This window comes from Bacillus sp. XB1, assembly GCF_053557995.1.
On record NZ_JBNRIL010000001.1, the window covers coordinates 2,817,689 to 2,841,050 of the forward strand.

Genomic DNA, 23,362 nt, shown 5'->3' on the forward strand with positions numbered 1-23,362 from the left:
TTGTGATAAAAATCTAGGCGTATACTTTTCGCAATATAAAAAGCCCCACCTTTTATTAGTAATTTCTCTTTGGCCTAACCTATAAATAGGATAGAAGAAATTAATTAAATAAAAAGTGGGGTAATAATTAAATATTTATTAAATTTTTCAATTCTCTTCTTTTGGTAATCTCACTTCAAAAATTGTTCTCACTACATTACTTTCTGCAGAAATCTTCCCATTATGTTTCTCAACAATATTTTTAGCAATAAACAATCCAAGACCCGTACTATTTTTCTGTACTGTTCTTGCTTTATCACCTGTATAAAACATATCAAAAAGATAAGGTAACTCTTCTTCTGGTATACTTTCTCCATAATTAATAATCTGTACAACAACGTCTCCATCTTCAATGTATCCATTCATATCAACAAACTTCCCATTATTTCCATATCGAACCGCATTTGTTAGAAGATTTTCAAATACTCGTGCTAACAAATTCCCGTCACCGTTGATAGTTAAATTTGGTGCAACATGTAATCTAGCCTCTAATTGATTTTTCTCTAATAATGGATATAATTCCAAATCTAATTGCACGAGCAATTCACTTATATTAATGTTTTTTTTATCTATTTGTTGTACACCATAGTTCATTCGTGTAATTTCAAATAACTCATCAATTAAACTTTCAAGTCGTTGTGATTTTGCGAATGCAATTGTAGAATAATATTTAATTTGTTCCGCAGTTAAGTTTTTCTCATTGAGAATTAAATCTAAATAACCTAGGACAGATGTTAATGGTGTTCTTAAATCATGAGCTAAGTTAACAACAAGTTGATCTTTACTACTTTCTGCAAAGTCTCCTCGTTCAACCGCCTCTTTTAATTTTTCACTTGCAATATTAATTGCGCGTGCAATATCGCTGAATTCATCATTTGATGAAATATAAACTTTATGTGTGAAATCTCCTTTAGAGAGATGATGAATGCCATTAGAAATTTCATCAAAATACCTTAAATAAGGTTTCGTTAAAAAGAAAAAGAATAAAATAGATAGCAAAGTGAAGGAAAGGAAAGAGAAATAAATACTTCCCCCAACCACTCTATTTGCTACATAGTCTTCATGACTAACCATCATTCTAAAAGAGAACCCTAATGTTTTATAAATTATATATGTTCCGAAAGCTGCTAACATCATACTTAGTGCAAACAAGGCAATCATTTTAAACCTAAAACTTTTTACTATTTTAGCCATTGAAAGTATAACCTACTCCCCATATCGTTTTTATTAACTTGTTCTTCCTTTTATCTTCTCCAAGTTTCTTTCGTAAAGTACGAATATGCACCGTAACTGTATTATTGTTATCATCATAATAATCATTTGTCCATATCTGCTGAAAAATATTTTCAAGGCTATATACTTTTTTCGGATGACTTGCCAATAAATATAAAATATCAAACTCTTTTGGTGTCAAATCAATTCGTTCTCCGTATACATGTACCGTTCTTTTCTCAAAATCAATAACAATGCCTCCAGCCTCTAAAACAGATGTTTCTTCTACTTTCGACTGATTTAACGTAAAAAATCGGCGGAGTTGAGCATTCACACGTGCAACTAATTCAATTGGTGTAAAAGGTTTCGTCATATAATCATCTGCACCTAGTACAAGACCCGTCACTTTATCAAAATCAGATGTTTTCGCGCTTAAGAAAATAATTGGCATATTTTGTTTAGTACGGATTTGACGCGTCACCTCATAACCATCCATTTTTGGCATCATGATGTCTAAAACCACTAAATCAATTGCCTGCGATTGAATAATTTCAATTGCGGCTTCTCCATCAGTTGCTTTTACAACCTGGTATCCTTCTTTTTTTAAATGTATTTCAATTAATTCAGCAATCTTCAAGTCATCATCAGCTATTAGAATTGTAATCGGCTTCATTTTATCCTACCTCTTCTTTTTTTCCTTATATTCAAATAAAAAAATTGATTACTCTATTAATTTCATCTGCAAAATTACTAATGTGTAATTCATTCTTTTTGAAAATAGTTTGAATTCCTATCATTCCCTTAAAAAGACAAATTCTTTTAGTATTTTTTGAATGGCTATAAAATTCCACGTTTCTACATTGAAATCTTATCATTTTCAGAAGGAAAGTGCAGAATGTCTCTAATAAAGCATATTTTTAAATACCTTACTAGCATCATTCTAATATTTTCCCTCATTGAAAATGTAGCTCCATTATAAATAGAACTTATCGCATACAGTCAAGTTTGGAATAAAGTATCATTGAATAGATAACAAGCAAAACCAGCTCGTATTCCATTACATACATATCAAATATATATAATATCTAGATTACTTTTTAGCCATACATCTAAAGTTCCTTTATCAATCCATAGTTTCTTCTATAATTTTGAAGGCATCCTACTTTGTTTTTTTATACGTACATACTTTTTCTACCCATGGAAAATAAATTGTTAATTTGTCTTTATCTTGTACCATTTTTTGTTTTTGAGTAAAATTGTTGCCGTAATCAATATTTATCCATTCATTATCAAGCCAAGTGTATGTCCCTGCATTTTTATATTCATTTGATATTTTTTGAGTATGCATCTCTATTAACCATATAGTTTTCTTTTTTTTATTTTCTGGATTAACTTCGATTTTTTTATCAAACTGGTAAGAAACCGGACAAGTAGTGTCATTATCCGCTAATCTCCAATTCCCATTCAATTCTTTACCGCTACATCCAATTAGCAATAAACTGAAGCTAATTGGAACAATTAACTTTTTTATTTTTTTCATTATACATTTACCTTTCATTATCACTTTTTATCTAATGCGTAACTTAGTACAATTCCTTCTTTAACAGAAAGGTATTATATGAATTCCAACATGTATAAGATAGAGAAAATTAATTAAATAAAATGTAGGGCAAATATAAAATTTTCATTAAATTTTTAAACTCTCTGCATTTTGCAATCTTATTTTAAATATTGCTCTTATTTCATTACTTCCAGCAAGTCTTGTTCACTTATGCTATTTAAAGATACCTTTAAGCAAAATAAATGTGCTTAAAAATATCTTCCTACAAAAGATTAATTACTTTTAAGATTTTAATATTAAAACGGATTATTAGGAAATCAATATTAGTTTGTAGAGGTATAATTATGGTAGAAAATGTAAATAGATAATTTTATATGTAAAATATTCACACAAGAAATTTATCCAAGGTAGAAAAATAGTGAAATAACAGGAGTTAAGTTTATGAAACTATTAAAACTGAAGAAAAATACTTTTATAAAATAGTGAAAGAATATGAAGCACACAAAGTAACAACTAACCTATAACGAATTAGAATCGAAAATTTCTTAGAGTAGAAAAATCGGCTTTTTTTATGTCAAAATTTGCTTAGCGTATACTTTCGTTAAAATGCGGGTGGTATCCCATTTAGAAGAGAAAGTAAAGGACGTCGAAAAAAAGAAATATATCAATGGTGCGGAACCAATGGTAGCCCCTGATCGATTGGAGTGCCAATTCAATACATCCAGGTTTACGGATGTGACGTATCTCTTATTAGGAGAGCGTACCTTATATTTATCAACGATCATGGATGCCCTTAATCGCGAAATTATTAGTTGTGTCATCAACGAATTACAAACACTGACATTAGCGACGAAGACATTGAAACAAGCAATGAGAGAGTGAAAAGTAAAAAATATCATCCTTCACTCATATCAAGGAAGTATTTATACTGCGAAGGAATTTCAAGCGTATGCCAAACAAAACGGCATCATCACCAGCATGTCCCGTAAAAGAAATTGCCATGATAATGCCGTCATGGAAAGCTTCTTTGGCCATTTAAAAAGTGAAGCTTTCAATTCACAAAAGATAACAAAAGTATCCAAACTGTGCGAAAGATTGTGCTAGAATACATTCATCACTACAATTATGTGAAAATTCAATGAAAACCAAACCACCTATCCCCTAAAGAATTTAGGGAACAGATGGTTTAGGTGTTTTGATATGTGTCCCGTTGTCGGGGGTCACTTTACCTCACGTCGTAAGGGGTTTTATTACTTCGCAAAACTTTCAGCCAACTGTTTCTCTCTCCACATAAATGTAATGCCGAGACCAACTATTAAAACAACGCCTGAAAATGCATATGGATAATGAATATTCATATCAAATAATATTCCGCCCATCGCTGGTCCTGCGATATTCCCTAAACTCGTATAAGTCGAGTTCATACCAGCGACGAATCCTTGCTCTTTTCCGGCTGCTTTTGATAAAAATGTCGTTAAAGCTGGACGAAGTAGATCAAATGCTAAGAAAATGAAGCAAGTAACGAGAAGTACAATCCAATAATTAAAGACTACAGTTGAGACGAATGCTAATACTGCACCTACAATTAAACATATTTGAATTAACACTTTCTCACCGAACATGTCTACCAATTTGCCAAACATAAATACTTGCACAACTACCCCAAAGATTGAACTAATTGTAATAATTGCTGCGATATCTTTCGGCGAGAAGCCAAATTTATGATCAGAGAATAAGCTAAACACTGTTTCATACGCTGATAATCCGAATGCGAGTACAAATACGATAATAAATGCAATTGCATACATTGGATGTAATGATTTCTTTAAATCACCAATAAAACTTGATTCCTTCGTATTAGAAGAAATCTCTGCAAGTTCTTCTTTCGTTAACGGTTCTTTTAAAATAAAGATCGAAATCACACATGCTATAAAAGCAATTACTGCTGCAACGAAAAACGGCACACGTATACCGTATTCTGCAATAAATCCGCCGATTCCAGGCCCTATAATGAATCCAGTACTAATAGCCGCAGATAAGTATCCCATCGCCTTTGGACGTTCCTGAATAGATGTAATATCCGCAACATACGCCGTAACACCAGGCATAATAAAAGCAGCACTAATTCCGCCTAATACCCTTGCTACATAAAGCATCCATACATCTTTTCCTAATCCAAAAAGAAGCTCTGAAACACCAAAAATAAATAATCCAATGATTATCATTTTCTTTCTACCGTAAAGATCAACCCACCGGCCTGTAATAGGTGAAGTAATGAGCTGTGCCATTGCAAACACTGCAACGAGATATCCCATCGTCTTCCCTGTTAAATGCATATCATTCATAAAGGACGGCATAACCGGAATGATTAATCCAATCCCTAAAAAAGCGATAAATATATTACTCAAAAGAATGACCAATACCATCTTTTGTTCTTTTATCGGTTTCTTCACTTTTTAACACCTCTTCCCGTAAGTTCCTCTCAAAAAATAATGCCCAAGAAGCTTTTTCTTTATCCTTCTATTTGTGGGCTAGTCATGAGTAGAGATGCCCCCCTACTCGTTAGAATTTCACACTATCCTTCCACACATACATACGCATTAGATGAATGACTATCATTCAGTTTTCCTCAAAAATGAACCTACCTTTTCAGACAGGTTCATCTCACTATTTCTTTATATGTAGTGCATGTGTTAAAAAATCTAGTACTTCTGCCTTTTGCAAATCGACTTGCTCATCATCTTTATGATCATATAAATACACTTGTTCCGCTGCTGATTCAACTAGAGCGATAAATAACTTCGCTGTTCGCTCTGCGTGAACCGAATCACGAATTTCACCAGCTTCTTTTGCCTCATTTAAAAATTCACTTAGCCACATATAAAGGGGCTCATACACAGCTTCCCATTCTTTTATATGTTCTGTAGATGCAAGACCAGCATACATTAAAGCCTGTATTTCACGATATTCAGCTATAAAGTGAAACACCGCATCTATTACTTGCGTCACTTTACTTGAGAAAGGCGCATCGTTTTGCACTTTTTCTTTCACTGCAAGTATCATCTTTTCAACCATCACTTCTGCTATTGCAGGCATAACAGATAACTTAGAAGGAAAATATAAATAGAAAGTTCCTTGCGCAATGCCAGCTAATTTCACGATATCAGAAATCTTCGTTTTTTCGACGCCCTTTTCCTGAAACACTTCAATAGCTGCATAGACAATTTTCTCTTTTTTATTCATCATCTAAACCCTTTCACACGCATATTGAATGACTGTCACTCATTTTATAAGATAATCGATTGTACTGTCAATGATAGTGAACTCTAAGAGGAAATCATTTTTTTATAATAAAATCTCCTAATAAACAATTAGGAGATAAAAATACAATATATCTTTAAGAAAGTGCCTTTAATCCTGTCACTCCACATACAATAAGAAACACACTAATGATACGCGCTTTACTTTTCGACTCACCAAACAAGAACATGTTTAACAAAACTGCACCTGCTGTTCCGATACCAATCCAAACCGCATACGCGACACTTACTTGTAAAAATAAGAAGGAAGTATACAAAAATGCGAAGGATGTAGCAAACCCACCTATATAAATCGCACCATTGGCTAATGTCTTATCTTTACTATACATTTTAAGTCCTATCACACCGACTATTTCACTAATTGCAGCACAAAATACGAAAAACCAACCCATTTTTAAGCAACTCCTTCCACAGTTTCTTCTTTATTGTCAGCTAACTTTAAACCGATAACGCCGGCTACTACCATAAGAATGAAGAATAGTTTGCCTGCGCTGAAACTTCCACCGAAAAGAAATACATCCATTAAGAAAGTACCTACCGTACCAGCTCCAGCGAAAATAGCATATACAGTTCCTGTTGCAAGATGTTCACACGCTTTAGAAAGGAAGTGAAAATCAACAGCAATAACTCCTAAAATAATAATCCAATGCCACCAAGTATCGGCCGTATTAAAACCAAACACCCAAAAAATTTCAAAGATACATGTTAATATGACATATAACCAAGCTCTATTTTTCATACCTCTCACCCTTCATGACTGACTATCAGTCATTTTTATTTTAAAAAAATATACTCTTTCATCAATACTATATAAAAACAACTATCATCCTCATTTACCATTGTATTTGTTCCATTTCTAAGCTAACTGCATCCTGTCACATGAAAATGACTGAATGTCATTCATATATATTGTACATGAACATTTTAAAAATTGTCAATGCCGAAAGTTTATTTAAAATTTCTTTCATCCTATTTGTATATTTCCTAATAATCTGTCAATAATGCTAGTAACATAATATTTTCTCCACTCCCCCTTGGAGAGATCCCTTGAATGGAGCAGTTAGCTTTTGCTAGCTGCTCTTTTTTATTTATCCATACACTATGATGAAATACTCATAGATAAAATCCATTTTTCATCACATAACAACCATCTATTTATTTTCCAATGAGCCTTTGTATGCACGAATTTTATTCTCAAGCATCTTCTCTGTAACCTCTAAGTTTTCTCTTTGAATCTGAATAGATTTCCTATGATCTTCTAGGAGCTGTAAACGAGCTTCTGTTGTATGCGCCCCTTCTGTATATAATCTAGCGTATTCTCTTATTTTCGCTATTGGCATTTGCGTTTGTTTTAATTTCATTACAAACTGCAACCACTTTATATGTGACTCTTCGTAAAGTCGATTTCCATTTGTATCACGATTTGCAATCAATATATTTTCCTTTTCATAATAACGTAGTGTATGTGTGCTCAATCCTAATAATTTTGCTACCTCACTAATTGTATACATACTAAACTCCCTCCACATGCTTATCCTTATATATTTTATGAACGTATCAAATTTATAAAAAACATTTGACTTAGAGTATACTCTAACAAATACAATCTAACCATAAATAAATTTGAATTTAGGGGGATTTTATATGAAATACACTGTTATTACTGGTGCAAGTTCCGGAATTGGTTATGAAGCAGCTTTAGCATTTGCATCTCGCGGGAAAAATTTAGTACTTGTAGCTCGAAGACAAGAAGAATTAGATGGATTAAAATTGAAAATTAACGAAATGCATCCAGAGTTAGATGTTGTCATTCGACGAACTGATTTATCTGTTACTGAAGATGTTTATAAACTTTATGAAAGCCTACAAGCTTTTCAAATTGAAACGTGGATTAATAACGCAGGTTTTGGTAATTTCGCCTCAATTGCCGAACAAAATTTAAATAAAATCGAGACGATGTTGCATGTCAATATAGAAGCACTAACAATACTCTCTTCTCTTTTCGTTCGAGATTATTCAATGGTTGACGGAACACAGCTTATTAACGTTTCATCGGGCGGCGGATACACGATTGTTGCTGATGCTGTTACGTATTGCGCTACAAAATTTTATGTAAGTGCCTTTACAGAAGGGCTGTCTCACGAACTGAAAGAACAAGGCGCAAAACTGCAAGCAAAAGTTTTAGCTCCTGCTGCAACTGAAACAGAATTTGCGAAGCGTTCATTTGATATTGATGAATTCCAATACGATAATGTTGTACCAAAATTCCACACTGCAAAACAAATGGCACAATTTATGCTCGACCTTTATGATAATGATAAAGTTGTAGGAATTGTCGACGGTTTAACGTATAACTATGAACTTAAAGATCCACTTTATAATTTTGCCGTAAGACAAACGAATTCAAATTCTTAATAACCTATCCATTTCTTATGGAAATATATGTTCCCACTATATCTGTAAATAATAGTGGGAACTTTTTCTCTATAAATTTTTTATCCAACATACCGAACCATCGCCACCTCATCACAATAATCCATCTTTGGGCAATGTCTACAATCAATCCATACTTTCTCTGGCAACGTTTCTTTATTTACAAAATCAAATCCACACTTTTGAAAAAATACTGTTTCATATGTTAAGGAAATTACTCTTCTTACATTTATTTTCGTAGCTTCCTCCATTACATGATTTACGAGCATACGCCCTATTCCTTTCCCTGCATATGTATGCGAAACTACTAACGATCGTATTTCTGCAAGATCTTCCCCTAATACATGCAATCCAGCAACTCCAACAATTCTCTCATCTTCTTTCATAACATATAAACATTGCAAATATTGATAAAGAGACAAAAGAGAACGTGGTAAAACAACTCCCTCTTTTGCATAAACCTCAATAAGACTATAAATTTCTTTCACATCACTCGTCACCGCATTACAGATTTTCATATTACATCCCCTTGCCCTCGATATTAATATTTATAACTTTAAATGAATTTTAATTCATAATTTTATATAATAATACAGCTCTCTTTTCTCCTCGTCAATCACTTTATACAAACAAAAAACCAAGCAATCTAATCGATGCTCGGTTCCTCATCTCGTATCGGCAATACTGTTGAATATTTAATTTCACGAAGTGCCAAACTCGTCTGTATACGTGTAATACCAAGCTTATTCAGCTTTCTAATAAACTGCTCTAGTTCTTTACGATCACGATTTGCAACCTTTAATAAATAATCGTACTCTCCTGTTAAACAGTGACATTCTAACACTTCCGGCATTGATTCTAATTCTTTCTCCAACACTTCCAACTTGTCAAATTGATGAATATTCGTACTCATAAAAATAAAGCATAATAAATCAAACCCAAGCTTTTCTTGATTTAAAATCGCAACTTGCTTATCGATGAAACCTTCCCCATCTAACCTTTTTATTCTTGCATGCATCGCAGCCGGTGATAAATTAACGCGACGTGCCAGCTCTGCATTACTTACTTGTGAATCCTTCTGCAATATATCTAAAATTTGTACATCCAAATCATCCAACACTTTAATAACAGACGACTCCATTACAATTCCTCCTTTTTTCTTACCGATGATTATTCGAAAAAACAACTTATAATTTATATAAAACTGAATATTTTTCTGTAAATATCATTTTAAACTAAATATTTTATCGAGTTTTCACCATTATACAAAAGAATATATTACATAATAAAGAAAAATGCTAAAATTATTTACAATTAGTATTGATTACAAAAAAGGGGATTTTATCATGCCTTATTTTTACGTCTTTTTACTATTACTAACGAGCCTATTATGGGGAGGAAATTTCGTCGTTGGAAAATCACTCGTCGATCATGCATCACCGATGACACTGACAAGTTTAAGGTGGCTGATTGCGATTGTTTGTTTATTACCAATGGTATGGTTTAAAGAAAAGAAAATCCTTCCACCACGTACCGCGATACTTCCGTTAATATTCATGGGAATTTCAGGAGTCGCTCTTTTTAACATCTTTCAATTTTTAGCATTAGAAAAAACATCCGCTACGAATGTAGGTCTTATCTCTACATTGAATGCAATTTCAATCGCATTATTTTCAGTATTATTTCTAAAAGAAAAAATAAATACACTTCAAATCCTATCCATGATTCTTTCATTCTTCGGGGTCATCCTCGTCCTATTAAAAGGTGATTTCTCGCTTTTATTTTCACTACATTTTAATAGCGGTGATTTATGGATGATTGCAGCAGTTTGTATTTGGGGAATCTATTCTGTTTGTAGTAAATGGGCAACAAAAACAACTACACCACTTATGGCAACGTTGTACTCTGGTATTTTCGGCGTTATTTTATTACTACCGTTTAACATAGGTAGCTTCACTGTTTCAAATATAAATACTTCTTTCATCACATCACTTTTATATACTGGGCTTATTTCGACAGTTCTTTGTATGGTATTTTGGAATATTGGCGTACAAAAATTAGGCGCAACTACATCAGGTATTTTTCTAAACTTCAATCCAATTTTCACAGCCATTTTAGCATTCATATTTCTCGGAGAAGAATTAACGTGGATACAAATTTTAGGGACAATTGTCGTTGTAACAGGATGTTATTTATTTTCTCATTTCAAAACTGTTGCCGTTCAGCCAACTAGACCTTTAATACGAAAACATTCTTAATGAAAAAACATCGTCATCTAGGTTGGCGATGTTTTTATTTACTCTTCATTTCTCTTATATACTGCTTTTCCTCTTCTGGCGATAAACGTTCCGTCGCCTTGCCAGTATCTCCACCTTGAAGGCTCCATAAAAAGTTATGCTCCTCAACAGTTTGAGAAAAATCTCCTTTTTCCCATCTATTTATAATAGAAAATAACTTCATTTTATATTGAAAACCTGTACTATTTTCAATATCTCTTTTTACATTAGAAATTTCCTTTTTTGTCATCTCTACAAATCCCCATTTTTCAGAGGATTTTACCTTTTGGTGCACCATTTTATGCATAGTAGAAATAATTTCACCTTCACTAATTTGCGGGACCTCTTCTGCAGCTTTCTTCTCTTTTTCGTTTGTCGCTCGCTCGGTTTGAATATTTTTATTTTCTTTTTCCACATATGCAAGCAATTTCTTTCCGCCAACTATAGACGAGAAAATTACTATAATTGTAATGCATATACCTACGATCCATTTAAAAAGCATTATCTCTTCATCGCTTCCTTAACAATATAACTATCTACATATTGCTTAAACTTCACGATTTTTCCGTTCTCAAGTTGCCATACATGAACAAATTCTGCTTCAAATGATTTTTCTATTTCTTTATAAACTCCAGAATACATACCTTCAGCAATAATTACATCTTTTCCGCTTACTTCATGATATGTATTTACACTTGCTTTATAATCATCCCATTCTGATCCTAAACGGCTAAATACATTTTCCATTATAGCTTCTACGCCTGTATATGTTCCGCCATACGGGAAACCTTCTGCCTCTGTCCATTCCACTTTTTCAGAGAGGGCTTCTGCTAAATGCTTTGCATTCGAAGAAGCTGATCCTTCATACGTGCTTTGAATAATTTCTAAATTTGATTTAGGCATATTACTTCCTCCCGTTTATTTATTTTTACACAAGACGTAACCAATGTAGTTACATCTTGTGTAAAAAAATATTTAAATTGTTTCATTCGTAATTCATCAGTTGTAATCATTATAGTTACAATAATTCTTCAAGTCAACAATTTATAAATAAAATTTACTTCGTTTTCATTACTTTCTCTTTTAAGAAACGATCTACATATCCTTCTGCTTTTACTACGAATAAATACGCACCCATTGATAATAATGCAAGATCTAATTCATATCCTGGATTCTTTCCATCTCCTAATAAACCTGCTGCTCCATTTACCTTTACGATAGCTCCAGCTAAAATAAGAGCGAATAACAATCCTACATATCGTACACCTAAACCGATAATTAATAATATACCACCAACTAATTCTACAGTTGCTACGCCGTATGCAAGGCCACCTGGTAAACCGATGCTTGTAAACCACCCTGCTACATTATCGATACCTGATTGAAACTTTGCTAAACCGTGTGCAAAAAACGTAACTCCTAACACGATACGAATAATTAAATTCCCAATATATTGATTCATTTTGAACTCTCCTTTTTGTTTCGTTATGGTGAACTTTTATTCACAAGTCAAAACAATACGGTATTTTATTTCATTCGTCAAATACTTTTTTAAAGAAAACAAAAAACATTATCCGTTTTACGGATAATGTTTTCTTACAAAATAGCGCTAATTCAAGCTTTTATTCTATCGCATAGAAAAAGTTGAAACATTTTTCCAGCGCCAATATAAGGCAGCAAAGAAACGTCCTCTTCCACAACCATTCCAACAACATTCACTTTCTCATCTACAGGTAAATCATGTGTGGCAACTTGCATCTCCCCTGCATATCTACCGTACAATTCATTATCAATTGTAATGCTACCTTTCTTTCTTACAATTGTATGCATCGGCTTTATCACCACTCTATTTCCTTCCCTTGATTCTACAGATCGAATAACATCACGAGCCGGATCTAGTCTATTTGTATGCACTTGCTCCACCACTTTTAATACTTCTTTATCAGTTATAAATGATTTGTAACGCAATGGAATAATCCCTCTACTCGCACTAGCTACTTCTTGCATACTTTCCAAACTTGCGCTTATATCTCCAATCAACACTTTATCAACACCACAATCTTGAACAAGTTCTAAGTACGCTTCAAGCGGGCGCATATTGCGATGTTTTTCTAACGTTGGTAACCCTTCATATAACGGACCTCGTTTTTCCGCATCTCCTGGAATAAATGCCATCGTCTTTATTCCGCACTTCTGTAAATATTGATTTTGTTTTTGTAAGAAGGACTTTGCTAGTCCTGTCTCTGGACGTGGGTAAAAATTATGCCATGCTTCTACATTCTCTACTCTTATATGTTCTGCAAGTAATTCTTTCCAAAATGAATTTGTAATCGTACTCGCATTTAAAGCTACTTTCATCTTATGAGATACGCTTGCAATTTCTTTTGGCGCAATGCCGTAATCCATTCTTAAACCGGTAATGCCCCAGTCCAATAGCTCTTCCACATTTTCATATGTTAGCCCTAAATGGTGTAACGATTTTGGAGAAACATCAACCATTAGCTCCATTTCATGTGCAAAAGCTTGTTTCCCTAATATTTGAATTAACTCTTTATACGTATTTGGATCATCTTCTGGGATGTGCAGTGATGTAAAAATAGATGTAAACCCATGTTCCTTCGCTACTTTTAGCCACTCTTCTTGTTTCTCTACTCGTTCTTTTGAAAGATAAATGGAAACTCCGATCATATAAATCTCCCTCTCTATTAATAGAAAAAGAGAAAGGAATCCCTTTCTCTATATGTTTTCTGCCATTTCTTCTTTAAATCCGAAGAAGTACGTAAAGATAAATCCGAAAGCATATGCAATTACTAAACCTAAGAAATATAGTAAATATTTATTGTCAGCAATTAACGGAATTAAAGATAGCCCTGATACGCCAATTCCAAGAGAAGCTGTTTGCATAACTGCTTGGAATGCACCACCGACAGCCGCTCCTAAACAAGCAGTAATAAACGGTTTCCCAAGTGGTAATGTAACCCCGTATAATAACGGCTCACCAATTCCTAAAAAGCCAACTGGCAATCCACCTTTAATTACATTTCGAAGTCGTTTGTTTTTTGTTTTCACATAAATCGCAATTGCTGCGCCCACTTGGCCAGCACCAGCCATTGCTAGTACTGGTAATAAAGGTGTTACGTGTGTTTGATTAATAAATTCCATATGAATTGGTGTTAAACCGTGATGCAATCCGACCATAACGAGAGGTAAAAATGTTCCCGCAAGTACTGCGCCAGCAAATGCTCCGCCAATATTTAAAATCGCATTAATTCCGCTCGTAATACCATCTGATAAGAAACCTGCTAATGGCTGAATTGCTAACATCGTTACGATACTTACAACTAATACAGTAATGAGTGGTGTCACGATTATATCAACTGCATTCGGCACTGCTTTTCGAACTTGTCTTTCCACTACAACCATAAGCCATGCTGCAAAAATAACTGCGAACAATCCGCCCCGTCCGGGCACTAATGCTTCACCAAACAATTTTACGTTTGCCATCGCCGGATTGAAAATTAAAATGCCAGCAATTGCCCCAAGAACCGGTGTCCCGCCGAACTCTTTCGCTGTATTCCAACCAACTAAAATTCCTAAGAATGTAAAGATACCCCCGCCAATGAGTAGTAACATTTGTAACCACGTTGCATTTGGATCAGCACCAGCGTTTTTCGCAAAGTTAGCAACCCCGTTTATAATTCCTGACGCAACAAGACCTGGAATTAATGGGATGAAAATACTTCCTATTTTTCGTAAAAAGTTTTTCACCGGTGTATTATTTTTCTTCTTAATCTCTGATTTCATCTCTTGCCCAATATCTTCAAGGTGATGATCTGCTACCTCACCAATTCGTAGTCCTGTCAAACCTTCCATTTCAGCTGCCACTTTATTTACTGTTCCTGGACCAACGACAACTTGAAGCGTCTCATCTTCTATAACACCCATAACGCCTTCAACTTTTTTCAAAATGTCCATGTTTACTTTACTTTCATCATGAAGCGTTAATCGTAGTCTCGTCATACAATGAGCAATACTACGAATATTTTTTATTCCTCCAAGTTGCTCCGAAATTTCCTTGGCCATTCTCTCTTCTTTCTTCATAATAGAATCCCCCTCCCTATTATTTTATAGTGCTTTCTTCACAAACCCTTTAGCGTATTTTAGTTTCTCCAGTGCTTCCCCATATTCACACTGCAACAACACCATAACAATGGCAGCTTTTACGTTACGTTCTGCCTTTTCATAATACTCTGTCGCTACTTCATAACTAGCGCCTGTTGCTTCCACAATAATTCGTTTTGATCGTTCTACTAACTTTTCATTTGTGGATTGAACATCTACCATTAAGTTTTTATATACTTTTCCTACACCAATCATCGAAGCTGTTGAAATCATATTCAACACTAATTTTTGTGCTGTACCAGCTTTTAAACGCGTTGATCCTGTTAATATTTCTGCACCTGTCTCTACTTCCACATTTAACTTTGCATATTTACTTATTTCAGCATTTTTATTACAAGAAATACTCGCTGTACTCGCTCCTACACTCTGTGCGTATTTCAAGCCGCCAATTACGTAAGGAGTTCTGCCACTTGCAGCAATTCCAATCACTGTATCTTTCTCATTTAATCCAATACTTTTTAAATCTTCTTCTGCTAACTCTTCTCGATCTTCGGCACCTTCCACCGCTTTAGTAAACGCTTTCAATCCACCTGCTATAAATCCTTGCACCATTTTATCATCCGTGCCAAATGTCGGCGGACATTCCACTGCATCTAGAATACCTAAACGACCACTCGTACCAGCACCAATGTAAATTAAACGTCCCTCTTCTTCAAAAGATTTAATAACAGTCTGTACAACCTTTTCAATTTGTTCTATCTCTTTTTCAACTGCTAACGCAACAGTTCGATCTTCTTCATTCATACTTTGCAACACTTCTTTTATGCTCATCTCATCCAAATTCATTGTTTTCTCATTACGATGTTCTGTCGATAAATTTTCTAACATATTGCCACCCTCTTTGAAATTATATTTCACACTTTTATTATAACTTTAAGAAACTAAAAATCAATGACTCTTTCTTATTTTATGAAATAAAATTTCACAACATGACATATTTTTGTCAAAGATCATAAAGTGAAACTTTAATCAGTGGGGGTTTTGTTCATCCCCACTGATTATTAGCCCGCACCAATCGGGCATTAACGGGCAGTTGATCCCCACCTAACTTTCTTTGCTTCCGCTGAATTTTGAAGTGAGGGTCTTACTGCACGGCAAATAGCGGGATAAAAAAAGATGAGTCTCCTCATCTTTTCTTCTACTTTAACTTCCGTAACCGCAACGCTTCTTCTCGTGTCTCCATAAATTGATTCAATACTTTATTACCAATTCGATTGAAAGTAATCACATATAAAGCATCGATCATATTCAATTGCGTCATTCTCGAAGCAATACTCGCAATACGATGATCTTGTTCTACATCTGGCATACAAAGGCGAATATCCGCTTCTTTATATAACGGTGATGATTGATCTAGTTTCGTAATTCCAATAACAGTTGCACCTTGTCTCTTTGCATACTGCGCCATTTCAAGCACATCTTTCGTTCGACCAGATGTTGAAATCGCAACAAATATATCGCCTTCTTTTAAATTCGTCACAAGCGGCAACATCATATGAAAATCAGATAGCATCATCGCTGTAAATCCGAGCCTTGTAAATTTATAAGCTCCGTCCATCGCCGGAGTAGCTGATCCGCCTACTCCATAAAAGATAATTTTATCGGCATTTACAATACGATCTGCAGCTTTTTCAAGTTCTTTTTTATCTATCGCCGTCACGCTCGCCTCAATTGCAGCTTTATTCACATAAGTAACTTTATTAAATAAATCGTACGGTCCATCTTCTGTATTCATCACTGAAAAATCGTTAATATTATAATCAGCAATCGTTAATTCACGAACGAGTGCTATCTTAAATGCTTTAAAGCTCCCAATCCCAATCGACTTACAAAAACGAACGACACTCGCCTCACTTGCGCCTGCATTCGTTGACACTTCTTTCGTCGTTAAGTTCGGAACAATCTCTGCATTCTCCATTATGTACATGGCAACCTTCTTCTCAGCTGGTGAAAATTGATCCATATTACTTTCAATTTTAAATAGTAATGTTGAAGCTTTCACTATTTAACCTCCACTTCTTACGGTTGCGTTCACTTATTTTCTCTTGCTTCAAGAAGGTAATAACCATCATCGCCAGGAGGATGAAACACATTTACAATGCGATTCCCTTTTTGATAAACAGTTCTTTCCCCTTCTGTCCACTTCTTTTCCCAACCGTTCATCCAAATCGCAACATCAGGTAAAAAAGCAGTATATTTCAGCTTCTGACCGTACTCACCATCTGCTTCTTCCGAAAAAATAGAAACCGGAAAATCTTTCACTTTTGATTCTTTCCATGCAGTAAATGGTATACATACTGCAATAAGTACGATTACACCGATAACCTTCTCCTTCGTAATCTTCACACTTCCCTCTCCTTGTCATATCACATACATAGATTTTACCATAATTACAAACCCTTCATGCTATATGATCATTGCTTTTGGGAATAAAAAAAGAGCTTACCTACATCAGATAAGCCCTTCCTCTCTATACAAAATATTTCTTCAAAAGTGGCGGTGTAATAATCGTCGTCAATATAACAACAATAACAATCGCTGTGAAATTTTCTTTCGCTAATAAATTCGCCGTAAGTCCATTTGCAGCGATGATAAGCGCTACTTCACCACGTGATACCATCCCCGCGCCAATACTAATAGAAGATTGGAGATTAAATCCTGTCAGTCTCGCTCCTAAACCTGATCCGATTAACTTTGTGAAAATTGCAATGAGAGTCATAATAATAATGAACCAAAGCTGGCTTCCAATGCCTTGAAATGTAATTTCCATTCCGATACTTACGAAGAATACTGGAACAAATATTGCATAAGCAATCGGTTCAATTTTATGTTCCACCTCATGCTTATACTCTGTTTGAGAAATAGCAATTCCTGCTGCAAATGCTCCAATAATGCCTGCAATTCCCATCATTTCACTGTAATAAGAAAAAGAGAAGCAAATAATAAGAGCCGCGCTAATTAACGCTTCTGTTACACGAAGCGGGACAAGTATTTTCATAATCCAAGGAACGACTTTCCAAGCAATAAAAACAATACTTACAAAGAAAATAATTTTCTTTACAATGACAAGTGTTATATTCACATCTTGTGTTCCTAAAAAACTCATTACAAATGCTAATAAAATAACGACAATGACATCATCAAATACGGCAGCACCTAAAATTGTTGTACTTTCTCTCGTATTCATTTTTCCTAGATCACGTAGCGTCTGCACCGTAATACTAACCGATGTCGCGCAAAGTAATAACCCTAAAAAAATGGCATGGGATTGTATTAATCCAAACAGCAATCCTGTTACATAACCACCGATGAAAGGAAAAATAATTCCACCAGCCGCTACTGCAAATGACGATTTCAAATTCCGATTTAACTCTTCTAAATCCGTTTCAAGTCCCGCCATAAACATAAGCAACAAAACACCAATCTCACTCAGTTCATCAATCAGTTCAGAACTATTAATAATACCGAGTACAGCCGGACCGATAATAATACCGACAATTAACTTACCAAGTACAGAAGGCTGACCAAGTCTCACACTAATGTCACCAGCTAATTTCGTACAAAGTAAAATGACGACAAGTTCAAAATAAAATAACATAGCATCTGCTCCTACTTTAACTTTAATCAGTGGGTCGTTAACCCTCGTCCATTTCTGCAAGTAGTTTCCCCTATTGATCCGCATTTTATTTGTCATATTTTTATTTGACAAAATATTCTGAATTATATTAAGATTAATCCAGCAATTTTAAAAAACTACATACCATAACTGCACCTCCACTTCCTTACTTACTCTTTTTTAATGGGCTCATACTATAGTCGCAGTTATGGAAATGAAAAAACGGGGGGAGAGTCCAAAGTGAAGTCATTATTACGAAAAAAAGCGCTTAGTACTGAATCACCAAAGCAGCTAGATAGAACATTAACTGCACTCGATTTAACGTTTTTAGGAATCGGCGCCGTAATTGGGACAGGGATCTTTGTATTAACAGGTATTGTTGCAGCAAAACATTCTGGTCCTGGTATTATGCTATCATTCCTTATTGCTGCATTTACTTGTGCTTGTGTAGCCTTTTGTTACGCTGAATTTGCTTCTTCTATTCCTGTCTCAGGAAGTGTGTATACTTACGCATATATGACAGTCGGAGAAGTCGTCGCCTTCATCGTCGGATGGTGTTTAATGCTCGAATATTTACTTGCCGTTGCAGCAGTAGCTGTCGGTTGGTCTGGTTATTTACAATCATTACTACAAGGTTTCAATATACACCTGCCCGCCATAATCGCCTCGGCCCCTGGCGTAGGAAAAGGTGGCCTCATCGATTTACCCGCTGTTTGTATTTTACTAATCATTACCGGTCTTTTAAGCTTCGGTATACGCGAAAGCGCTCGCATTAATAATATTATGGTTCTTATCAAGCTAGCAGTTATTATCGCTTTTATCGTAGCAGGCGCAAAATATGTAAAACCTGAAAACTGGACACCGTTCATTCCATTCGGATACGACGGTATTATTACTGGGGCTGCCACTGTGTTCTTCGCCTTCTTAGGATTTGATGCAATCGCAACCGCTGCAGAAGAAACGAAAAAACCGCAGCGTGATTTACCAATTGGTATTATCGGTTCTCTTCTTATTTGTACTGTTTTATATATGATTGTATCTTTCGTTTTAACAGGTATGGTTCCTTATACGCAATTAGACGTTTCTGATCCAGTTGCATTTGCATTGCATTTCGTTGGTGAGGATACAATTGCAGGACTACTCGCTGTTGGAGCGATGACTGGAATGACAACCGTCCTCTTAGTCGTTATGTATGGACAAGTTCGCGTTTCGTATGCAATGAGCCGTGACGGTCTACTTCCAAAAGCGTTAGCACGTGTAAATAAAAGAGTAAAAATCCCTTTATTAAATACGTGGATTACTGGCGTTGTTGCTGCTTTATTAGCAGGCCTTTTAGACTTACATTTGCTAGCGAATTTAGTAAACATCGGCACATTAACAGCCTTTACATTCGTTTGCTGCGCAGTACTTATTTTACGAAAAACACACCCTGATTTAAAACGCGGATTCCGTACACCTTTCGTACCTGTATTACCAGTTGTTGCGATTCTTTGCTGCTTATATTTAATGATCAATTTGTCTAAAACAACATGGATTAGCTTTGCAGTTTGGCTTATAGTCGGCTTATGCTTCTATTTCTTCTACTCTAGAAAGCATAGTCATTTAGCTATTGAAAAAACAAATGATGAACAGAAAAAAGCATAACAAAATAGCTCGCCGATAAAACGGCGAGCTATCTTTCTGTACTATTATATTTTTTCGTTAACGATTGTAAAATGAAAAATATGCCGATGCAAGCTGTAAACCATGCCCAATTTCCTATTGGTGTCGAGTATTTGATCATTCCAATACCCACAAGCACTAAGAAAATAATCACCTGATATATGAGCTTCCACTTTTGCATATATTCCCTCCTTTACTTCGTCCCCTTCTTTTTCTTCTTCCAGGCATTCAAACTATCAAAGAAGAAGTTAATAAATAACGTTCCTAATCCTGCTAATAAAAACGTCATTAAGAATAAAACCCAAATACTTTTATCTTTTAATAAATAATATCCTACAAGGAGCACAACCGCGATCCATACATATTCAAGAATTCTTTTTAGCTTTTTCTGTTCCAAATTATTCGCTCCTTCTTTCTATGCTACTTTTAGTATAACAAAAAAGAAGCCTATCATGATAAGCTTCTTTTCTTCTCTCTTATTTGTTCATACTTTTTTCAACAAGTGAAATCGCATACTCTAATGTACGATTCATCGTTTCTACCTGTTCATCTTTTACTTGCACATCTTGTAATACAGCTTCTGCAACTGTAATTTTTTGTTGTAATGATTTCACTGAACCATCTGTTACATTTACAGCTTGCGCTTTCTTCACTACTGCTTTTGCAGATTCAATATTGATTTGTAATTTTTCTTTCGTTGTTTTTGGTTGTTCTTCTGCCACTTTTGATTGTACGAATGTTACATTAGCTGATTTTAATTCGTTATATGTTTGAATAATTTGTTCCCCAGTACTTCCTACATTTTCAAATGCTTGCTTTGCAATGTTATAGCTTTTCTCTAGTTCTTGAAATGCTTCCTTTGAATATTGACCTGGCTTATTACCAAATTCATACGTACCCGCTAACACTTCTTTTACTTTTCCAAGCTCTTCAAATAACACAGTTACTTGCTCTAACTTCGTACGGTTAAAAAACTCATTGTACGCTGCTAATACTTCTGAAGAACTTAACGCTTTACTATATAATTTCGCAAGCGCGATTTGTCCATTTAACGGAATACCACCATTTCCGTTACTATCAGGATCCGCTCCAAATGCAAATGGTACGTTCGGATGATACACTTTCCCAGTAGCTGGCTGACTATTTACTTTTTTACCATCTACGTAAATTGCCACTTCGCTTCCGTTATACGTTCCTGTTAAATGATACGTTTTATTCGCTTCTAATTGAACACCAACACGTTTATAGCTACCTCCAATGTGAGCCCATAATTCAACATATCCACTTCCTGTAGACTCAAATCCAATTCCGCCGCTCTCTGTATTTTGCAAAATACCTTGTCCGCGAATTTCATTCATTGAAAATACAGTTTCTAATGTAAACGTATTTACTATTTTCTCTTTTTGTGCTGCTGAAAATGGAAGATATCCAAATGTATTTGCTTTTCCGTTTAACTTCATAACATTCTTCTTCAATGCTTTATCATATTCAATAGTCACATTGCCCTTCACATCACCTTTTGTACCAAATGGTGAATTGTCTTTAAATGTACCATCTGCAAAGTTTACATCGAAAACATCAGCTTTTGGTACTTTCACATTCGGGTCAATATTATCTTTTTTCGTAGTAATTTCCGCAGTTAACGGCTGCGCGGTTTCATTGCCGAATGAATCAATCGCAACTACTTCAAGTGTATATGCTTTCCCGCCATCTAACCCTGCAAGCGTAAACGTAAGATCTTTCGGCACTGGATCACGATAAAACTCTGAGAATGCTAACAATTTATTTTTTATTTCACCCGTTTGCTTATCTCTAGCCTGCACACGGTAAGAGTGAACAAGGAGGTTGTCCAATGCTTGCGGGAATGTTACTGTTGCCGCATTTTCTGTTACATTTGATACAGCAAGCTTTGCATCTTTAGCAAAGTAAGGCTTTTCTTTATCACGATCTTCTACATGTGTAAATGTTTCTTTCTTTGCTGGTAATTTAATTTTCCAAGGCTCGCCTGTCCAAGAATTCGTATGGAAATCACGGCGATTAATCGTCACTTCTTTATCATCTACTTCTACTAATAAACCTTGGCTTAACGTACTAGCTCCTGGCGGGATATTCCCTTGTACTTTACCACCTTCAACTTCCATATAACTTACTGAAGATGTACCAACTGATGTAAAGTCTTTTTGATGTATCGATCTCGGATCATCTAACGGATAATGTGAATGACCTGAAAACGTAATAACTTGTGGATATTCTTTTAACACTGCATTAATTTTTGCGCTATCTTGTGTTCCCCATTCCTGACTACCGTACACTGTATCTTTAATATGTTGATGTAAAAATACAAAAATCGGTTTTTCTGGATCATCTTTTTGTGCTTTTGCCATTTCTTCTTTTAACCAATTAATTTGCTTGTCCGAATAATAACCATGTGTTGTTCCATTCTCTGGAGACATAACAAGGAAGTGATAACCTTTTACCACTTTATGATAATAAATTGATTCCATACCTGTTTTTTCTAAGAAACGCTTCTGTGCACCCTCTACGGATAAACCGTTCCAATAATCATGGTTACCGAGAGAATTCATTCGCACTGCATCTTTATTTGCATTTTCATTATACACTTGCATGAAACGATCATATTGCTGCACTGATCCTGTATCTGTGAAATCACCTACAATAACAAACGCATCTTGCTTTGGTGCTAATGTATTAAACTGTTCAATCGCTCTTTTCCAGCGAAACGTATCATCCGTTCCACTATTTTTAATATGCACATCACTTACAACTGGAAAAACTATCTTCTTCTCACTTGATGCCTTTTCTTGCTTTTTCTCTTCCGCCTTGACTGATGTACTCCACGGAAATGATACGAATGCTAATACAAAAACCATTAATAATCCAATAAGGCCTTTTACTTTTCTTAAAGCATTTCTGTCCACGTGAATCCTCCTCATAATAATTGATTCATTACAAGGGCTATTTTATCTAATATATGTTAATGTCGTTTAAATAACAAATGAACTTTATTAGATTTTTGTAAATATACAGTTAATTAGAAATT

Annotated in this window: 25 protein-coding genes and 1 pseudogene; 4 read left to right on the top strand and 22 right to left on the bottom strand. The window is 34.9% G+C overall.

The features are described 5' to 3' along the window. Positions 1-147: 147 nt before the first annotated feature. The 3 genes from ACK1U5_RS14445 to ACK1U5_RS14455 form a co-directional block, all read right to left on the bottom strand. Complete coding sequence (locus ACK1U5_RS14445; protein WP_001074332.1) at positions 148-1,233, bottom strand: HAMP domain-containing sensor histidine kinase; 1,086 nt, start codon at positions 1,231-1,233, stop codon at positions 148-150. Continuing rightward, entirely contained in the window at positions 1,226-1,924 is a 699-nt protein-coding gene (locus ACK1U5_RS14450; RefSeq protein ID WP_048567861.1) for a response regulator transcription factor, read from the bottom strand. Before ACK1U5_RS14450 ends, ACK1U5_RS14445 begins: the two co-directional genes overlap by 8 nt. Positions 1,925-2,410: 486 nt before the next feature. Next, positions 2,411-2,791: a hypothetical protein gene (locus ACK1U5_RS14455; RefSeq protein ID WP_098348088.1), complete on the bottom strand. Its 381-nt coding sequence runs from the start codon at positions 2,789-2,791 to the stop codon at positions 2,411-2,413. A gap of 669 nt (positions 2,792-3,460) precedes the next feature. Between ACK1U5_RS14455 and ACK1U5_RS14460 the strand changes: the two are divergent. Further along, positions 3,461-3,954: pseudogene (locus tag ACK1U5_RS14460) on the top strand (DDE-type integrase/transposase/recombinase); the annotation flags it as partial. Between the two features lie 108 nt (positions 3,955-4,062). On the opposite strand, the gene ACK1U5_RS14465 reads toward ACK1U5_RS14460, so the two are convergent. The 5 genes from ACK1U5_RS14465 to ACK1U5_RS14485 form a co-directional block, all read right to left on the bottom strand. After that, positions 4,063-5,265, bottom strand: coding sequence for an MFS transporter (locus ACK1U5_RS14465; RefSeq protein WP_000742956.1), 1,203 nt, complete (start codon positions 5,263-5,265; stop codon positions 4,063-4,065). Positions 5,266-5,479: 214 nt separating this feature from the next. Next, a complete protein-coding gene (locus ACK1U5_RS14470; protein WP_001999151.1) occupies positions 5,480-6,058 on the bottom strand; it encodes a TetR family transcriptional regulator in 579 nt (192 codons plus the stop codon). Between the two features lie 151 nt (positions 6,059-6,209). After that, positions 6,210-6,524 (bottom strand): DMT family transporter, encoded by a 315-nt coding sequence (locus tag ACK1U5_RS14475; RefSeq protein WP_000539671.1) that lies wholly within the window; start codon positions 6,522-6,524, stop codon positions 6,210-6,212. Positions 6,525-6,526: 2 nt separating this feature from the next. Further along, positions 6,527-6,871 carry a DMT family transporter gene (locus ACK1U5_RS14480; RefSeq protein WP_000796011.1) on the bottom strand — a complete coding sequence of 115 codons (345 nt, stop codon included), beginning with the start codon at positions 6,869-6,871 and terminating at the stop codon, positions 6,527-6,529. Between the two features lie 412 nt (positions 6,872-7,283). Next, positions 7,284-7,643, bottom strand: coding sequence for a MerR family transcriptional regulator (locus ACK1U5_RS14485; RefSeq protein ID WP_000288059.1), 360 nt, complete (start codon positions 7,641-7,643; stop codon positions 7,284-7,286). A 133-nt stretch (positions 7,644-7,776) separates the two neighbouring features. Here ACK1U5_RS14485 and ACK1U5_RS14490 point away from each other — a divergent pair, with 133 nt between their 5' ends. Next, on the top strand, positions 7,777-8,547 hold the full coding sequence (locus ACK1U5_RS14490; RefSeq protein ID WP_000878071.1) for an SDR family NAD(P)-dependent oxidoreductase: 771 nt from the start codon (positions 7,777-7,779) through the stop codon (positions 8,545-8,547). 80 nt (positions 8,548-8,627) lie between these two features. On the opposite strand, the gene ACK1U5_RS14495 is transcribed toward ACK1U5_RS14490, so the two are convergent. Next, positions 8,628-9,083: an N-acetyltransferase gene (locus ACK1U5_RS14495; RefSeq protein WP_088361311.1), complete on the bottom strand. Its 456-nt coding sequence runs from the start codon at positions 9,081-9,083 to the stop codon at positions 8,628-8,630. Between the two features lie 128 nt (positions 9,084-9,211). After that, positions 9,212-9,706 carry an Lrp/AsnC family transcriptional regulator gene (locus ACK1U5_RS14500; RefSeq protein ID WP_000446088.1) on the bottom strand — a complete coding sequence of 165 codons (495 nt, stop codon included), beginning with the start codon at positions 9,704-9,706 and terminating at the stop codon, positions 9,212-9,214. 205 nt (positions 9,707-9,911) lie between these two features. On the opposite strand from ACK1U5_RS14500, the gene ACK1U5_RS14505 reads away from it, so the two are divergent. Continuing rightward, entirely contained in the window at positions 9,912-10,823 is a 912-nt protein-coding gene (locus ACK1U5_RS14505) for a DMT family transporter (protein ID WP_030023432.1), read from the top strand. Positions 10,824-10,857: 34 nt separating this feature from the next. Here the strand turns inward: ACK1U5_RS14505 and ACK1U5_RS14510 are convergent, their stop codons facing one another. From ACK1U5_RS14510 to ACK1U5_RS14550, 9 genes are all read right to left on the bottom strand, one after another. Beyond that, positions 10,858-11,343 (bottom strand): PRK06770 family protein, encoded by a 486-nt coding sequence (locus tag ACK1U5_RS14510; RefSeq protein ID WP_000897982.1) that lies wholly within the window; start codon positions 11,341-11,343, stop codon positions 10,858-10,860. After that, the gene (locus tag ACK1U5_RS14515) at positions 11,343-11,744 is read right to left on the bottom strand and encodes a nuclear transport factor 2 family protein (protein ID WP_274416355.1); all 402 of its coding nucleotides are present in this window, start codon (positions 11,742-11,744) and stop codon (positions 11,343-11,345) included. Before ACK1U5_RS14515 ends, ACK1U5_RS14510 begins: the two co-directional genes overlap by 1 nt. 154 nt (positions 11,745-11,898) lie before the next feature. Next, positions 11,899-12,303, bottom strand: a complete 405-nt coding sequence (locus ACK1U5_RS14520; RefSeq protein WP_001077751.1) for a DoxX family protein — start codon at positions 12,301-12,303, stop codon at positions 11,899-11,901. A gap of 152 nt (positions 12,304-12,455) precedes the next feature. Next, positions 12,456-13,529 carry a DUF871 domain-containing protein gene (locus tag ACK1U5_RS14525; RefSeq protein ID WP_030023426.1) on the bottom strand — a complete coding sequence of 358 codons (1,074 nt, stop codon included), beginning with the start codon at positions 13,527-13,529 and terminating at the stop codon, positions 12,456-12,458. 48 nt (positions 13,530-13,577) lie between these two features. Beyond that, positions 13,578-14,942, bottom strand: a complete 1,365-nt coding sequence (locus ACK1U5_RS14530; RefSeq protein ID WP_046392375.1) for a PTS transporter subunit EIIC — start codon at positions 14,940-14,942, stop codon at positions 13,578-13,580. Positions 14,943-14,966: 24 nt separating this feature from the next. Further along, a complete protein-coding gene (murQ, locus tag ACK1U5_RS14535) occupies positions 14,967-15,851 on the bottom strand; it encodes an N-acetylmuramic acid 6-phosphate etherase (RefSeq protein ID WP_000892348.1) in 885 nt (294 codons plus the stop codon). A 310-nt stretch (positions 15,852-16,161) separates the two neighbouring features. Further along, positions 16,162-17,025, bottom strand: a complete 864-nt coding sequence (locus ACK1U5_RS14540; protein ID WP_000648164.1) for a MurR/RpiR family transcriptional regulator — start codon at positions 17,023-17,025, stop codon at positions 16,162-16,164. A gap of 29 nt (positions 17,026-17,054) precedes the next feature. Beyond that, positions 17,055-17,369 (bottom strand): hypothetical protein, encoded by a 315-nt coding sequence (locus ACK1U5_RS14545; RefSeq protein WP_000704958.1) that lies wholly within the window; start codon positions 17,367-17,369, stop codon positions 17,055-17,057. A 124-nt stretch (positions 17,370-17,493) separates the two neighbouring features. Beyond that, positions 17,494-18,717 carry a cation:proton antiporter gene (locus tag ACK1U5_RS14550; protein WP_396125281.1) on the bottom strand — a complete coding sequence of 408 codons (1,224 nt, stop codon included), beginning with the start codon at positions 18,715-18,717 and terminating at the stop codon, positions 17,494-17,496. 162 nt (positions 18,718-18,879) lie between these two features. Between ACK1U5_RS14550 and ACK1U5_RS14555 the strand changes: the two genes are divergently transcribed. Beyond that, positions 18,880-20,283 (top strand): amino acid permease, encoded by a 1,404-nt coding sequence (locus ACK1U5_RS14555; RefSeq protein ID WP_000838711.1) that lies wholly within the window; start codon positions 18,880-18,882, stop codon positions 20,281-20,283. 28 nt (positions 20,284-20,311) lie between these two features. Here the strand turns inward: ACK1U5_RS14555 and ACK1U5_RS14560 are convergent, their stop codons facing one another. From ACK1U5_RS14560 to ACK1U5_RS14570, 3 genes are all read right to left on the bottom strand, one after another. Continuing rightward, complete coding sequence (locus ACK1U5_RS14560; protein ID WP_001174850.1) at positions 20,312-20,482, bottom strand: hypothetical protein; 171 nt, start codon at positions 20,480-20,482, stop codon at positions 20,312-20,314. Positions 20,483-20,494: 12 nt separating this feature from the next. Beyond that, positions 20,495-20,698, bottom strand: coding sequence for a hypothetical protein (locus tag ACK1U5_RS14565; protein WP_000435800.1), 204 nt, complete (start codon positions 20,696-20,698; stop codon positions 20,495-20,497). A 79-nt stretch (positions 20,699-20,777) separates the two neighbouring features. Beyond that, on the bottom strand, positions 20,778-23,240 hold the full coding sequence (locus tag ACK1U5_RS14570; RefSeq protein ID WP_113710798.1) for a LamG-like jellyroll fold domain-containing protein: 2,463 nt from the start codon (positions 23,238-23,240) through the stop codon (positions 20,778-20,780). Between the last annotated feature and the right edge of the window lie 122 nt (positions 23,241-23,362).

What these genes read in the sequence shown, in the direction of transcription:
- ACK1U5_RS14445 (WP_001074332.1), bottom strand. Translation starts at nt 1,233, where the DNA reads ATGGCTAAAATAGTAAAAAGTTTTAGGTTTAAAATGATTGCCTTGTTT.
- ACK1U5_RS14450 (WP_048567861.1), bottom strand. Translation starts at nt 1,924, where the DNA reads ATGAAGCCGATTACAATTCTAATAGCTGATGATGACTTGAAGATTGCT.
- ACK1U5_RS14455 (WP_098348088.1), bottom strand. Translation starts at nt 2,791, where the DNA reads ATGAAAAAAATAAAAAAGTTAATTGTTCCAATTAGCTTCAGTTTATTG.
- ACK1U5_RS14470 (WP_001999151.1), bottom strand. Translation starts at nt 6,058, where the DNA reads ATGATGAATAAAAAAGAGAAAATTGTCTATGCAGCTATTGAAGTGTTT.
- ACK1U5_RS14475 (WP_000539671.1), bottom strand. Translation starts at nt 6,524, where the DNA reads ATGGGTTGGTTTTTCGTATTTTGTGCTGCAATTAGTGAAATAGTCGGT.
- ACK1U5_RS14480 (WP_000796011.1), bottom strand. Translation starts at nt 6,871, where the DNA reads ATGAAAAATAGAGCTTGGTTATATGTCATATTAACATGTATCTTTGAA.
- ACK1U5_RS14485 (WP_000288059.1), bottom strand. Translation starts at nt 7,643, where the DNA reads ATGTATACAATTAGTGAGGTAGCAAAATTATTAGGATTGAGCACACAT.
- ACK1U5_RS14490 (WP_000878071.1), top strand. Translation starts at nt 7,777, where the DNA reads ATGAAATACACTGTTATTACTGGTGCAAGTTCCGGAATTGGTTATGAA.
- ACK1U5_RS14495 (WP_088361311.1), bottom strand. Translation starts at nt 9,083, where the DNA reads ATGAAAATCTGTAATGCGGTGACGAGTGATGTGAAAGAAATTTATAGT.
- ACK1U5_RS14500 (WP_000446088.1), bottom strand. Translation starts at nt 9,706, where the DNA reads ATGGAGTCGTCTGTTATTAAAGTGTTGGATGATTTGGATGTACAAATT.
- ACK1U5_RS14505 (WP_030023432.1), top strand. Translation starts at nt 9,912, where the DNA reads ATGCCTTATTTTTACGTCTTTTTACTATTACTAACGAGCCTATTATGG.
- ACK1U5_RS14510 (WP_000897982.1), bottom strand. Translation starts at nt 11,343, where the DNA reads ATGCTTTTTAAATGGATCGTAGGTATATGCATTACAATTATAGTAATT.
- ACK1U5_RS14515 (WP_274416355.1), bottom strand. Translation starts at nt 11,744, where the DNA reads ATGCCTAAATCAAATTTAGAAATTATTCAAAGCACGTATGAAGGATCA.
- ACK1U5_RS14520 (WP_001077751.1), bottom strand. Translation starts at nt 12,303, where the DNA reads ATGAATCAATATATTGGGAATTTAATTATTCGTATCGTGTTAGGAGTT.
- ACK1U5_RS14525 (WP_030023426.1), bottom strand. Translation starts at nt 13,529, where the DNA reads ATGATCGGAGTTTCCATTTATCTTTCAAAAGAACGAGTAGAGAAACAA.
- ACK1U5_RS14530 (WP_046392375.1), bottom strand. Translation starts at nt 14,942, where the DNA reads ATGAAGAAAGAAGAGAGAATGGCCAAGGAAATTTCGGAGCAACTTGGA.
- murQ (WP_000892348.1), bottom strand. Translation starts at nt 15,851, where the DNA reads ATGTTAGAAAATTTATCGACAGAACATCGTAATGAGAAAACAATGAAT.
- ACK1U5_RS14550 (WP_396125281.1), bottom strand. Translation starts at nt 18,717, where the DNA reads ATGACAAATAAAATGCGGATCAATAGGGGAAACTACTTGCAGAAATGG.
- ACK1U5_RS14560 (WP_001174850.1), bottom strand. Translation starts at nt 20,482, where the DNA reads ATGCAAAAGTGGAAGCTCATATATCAGGTGATTATTTTCTTAGTGCTT.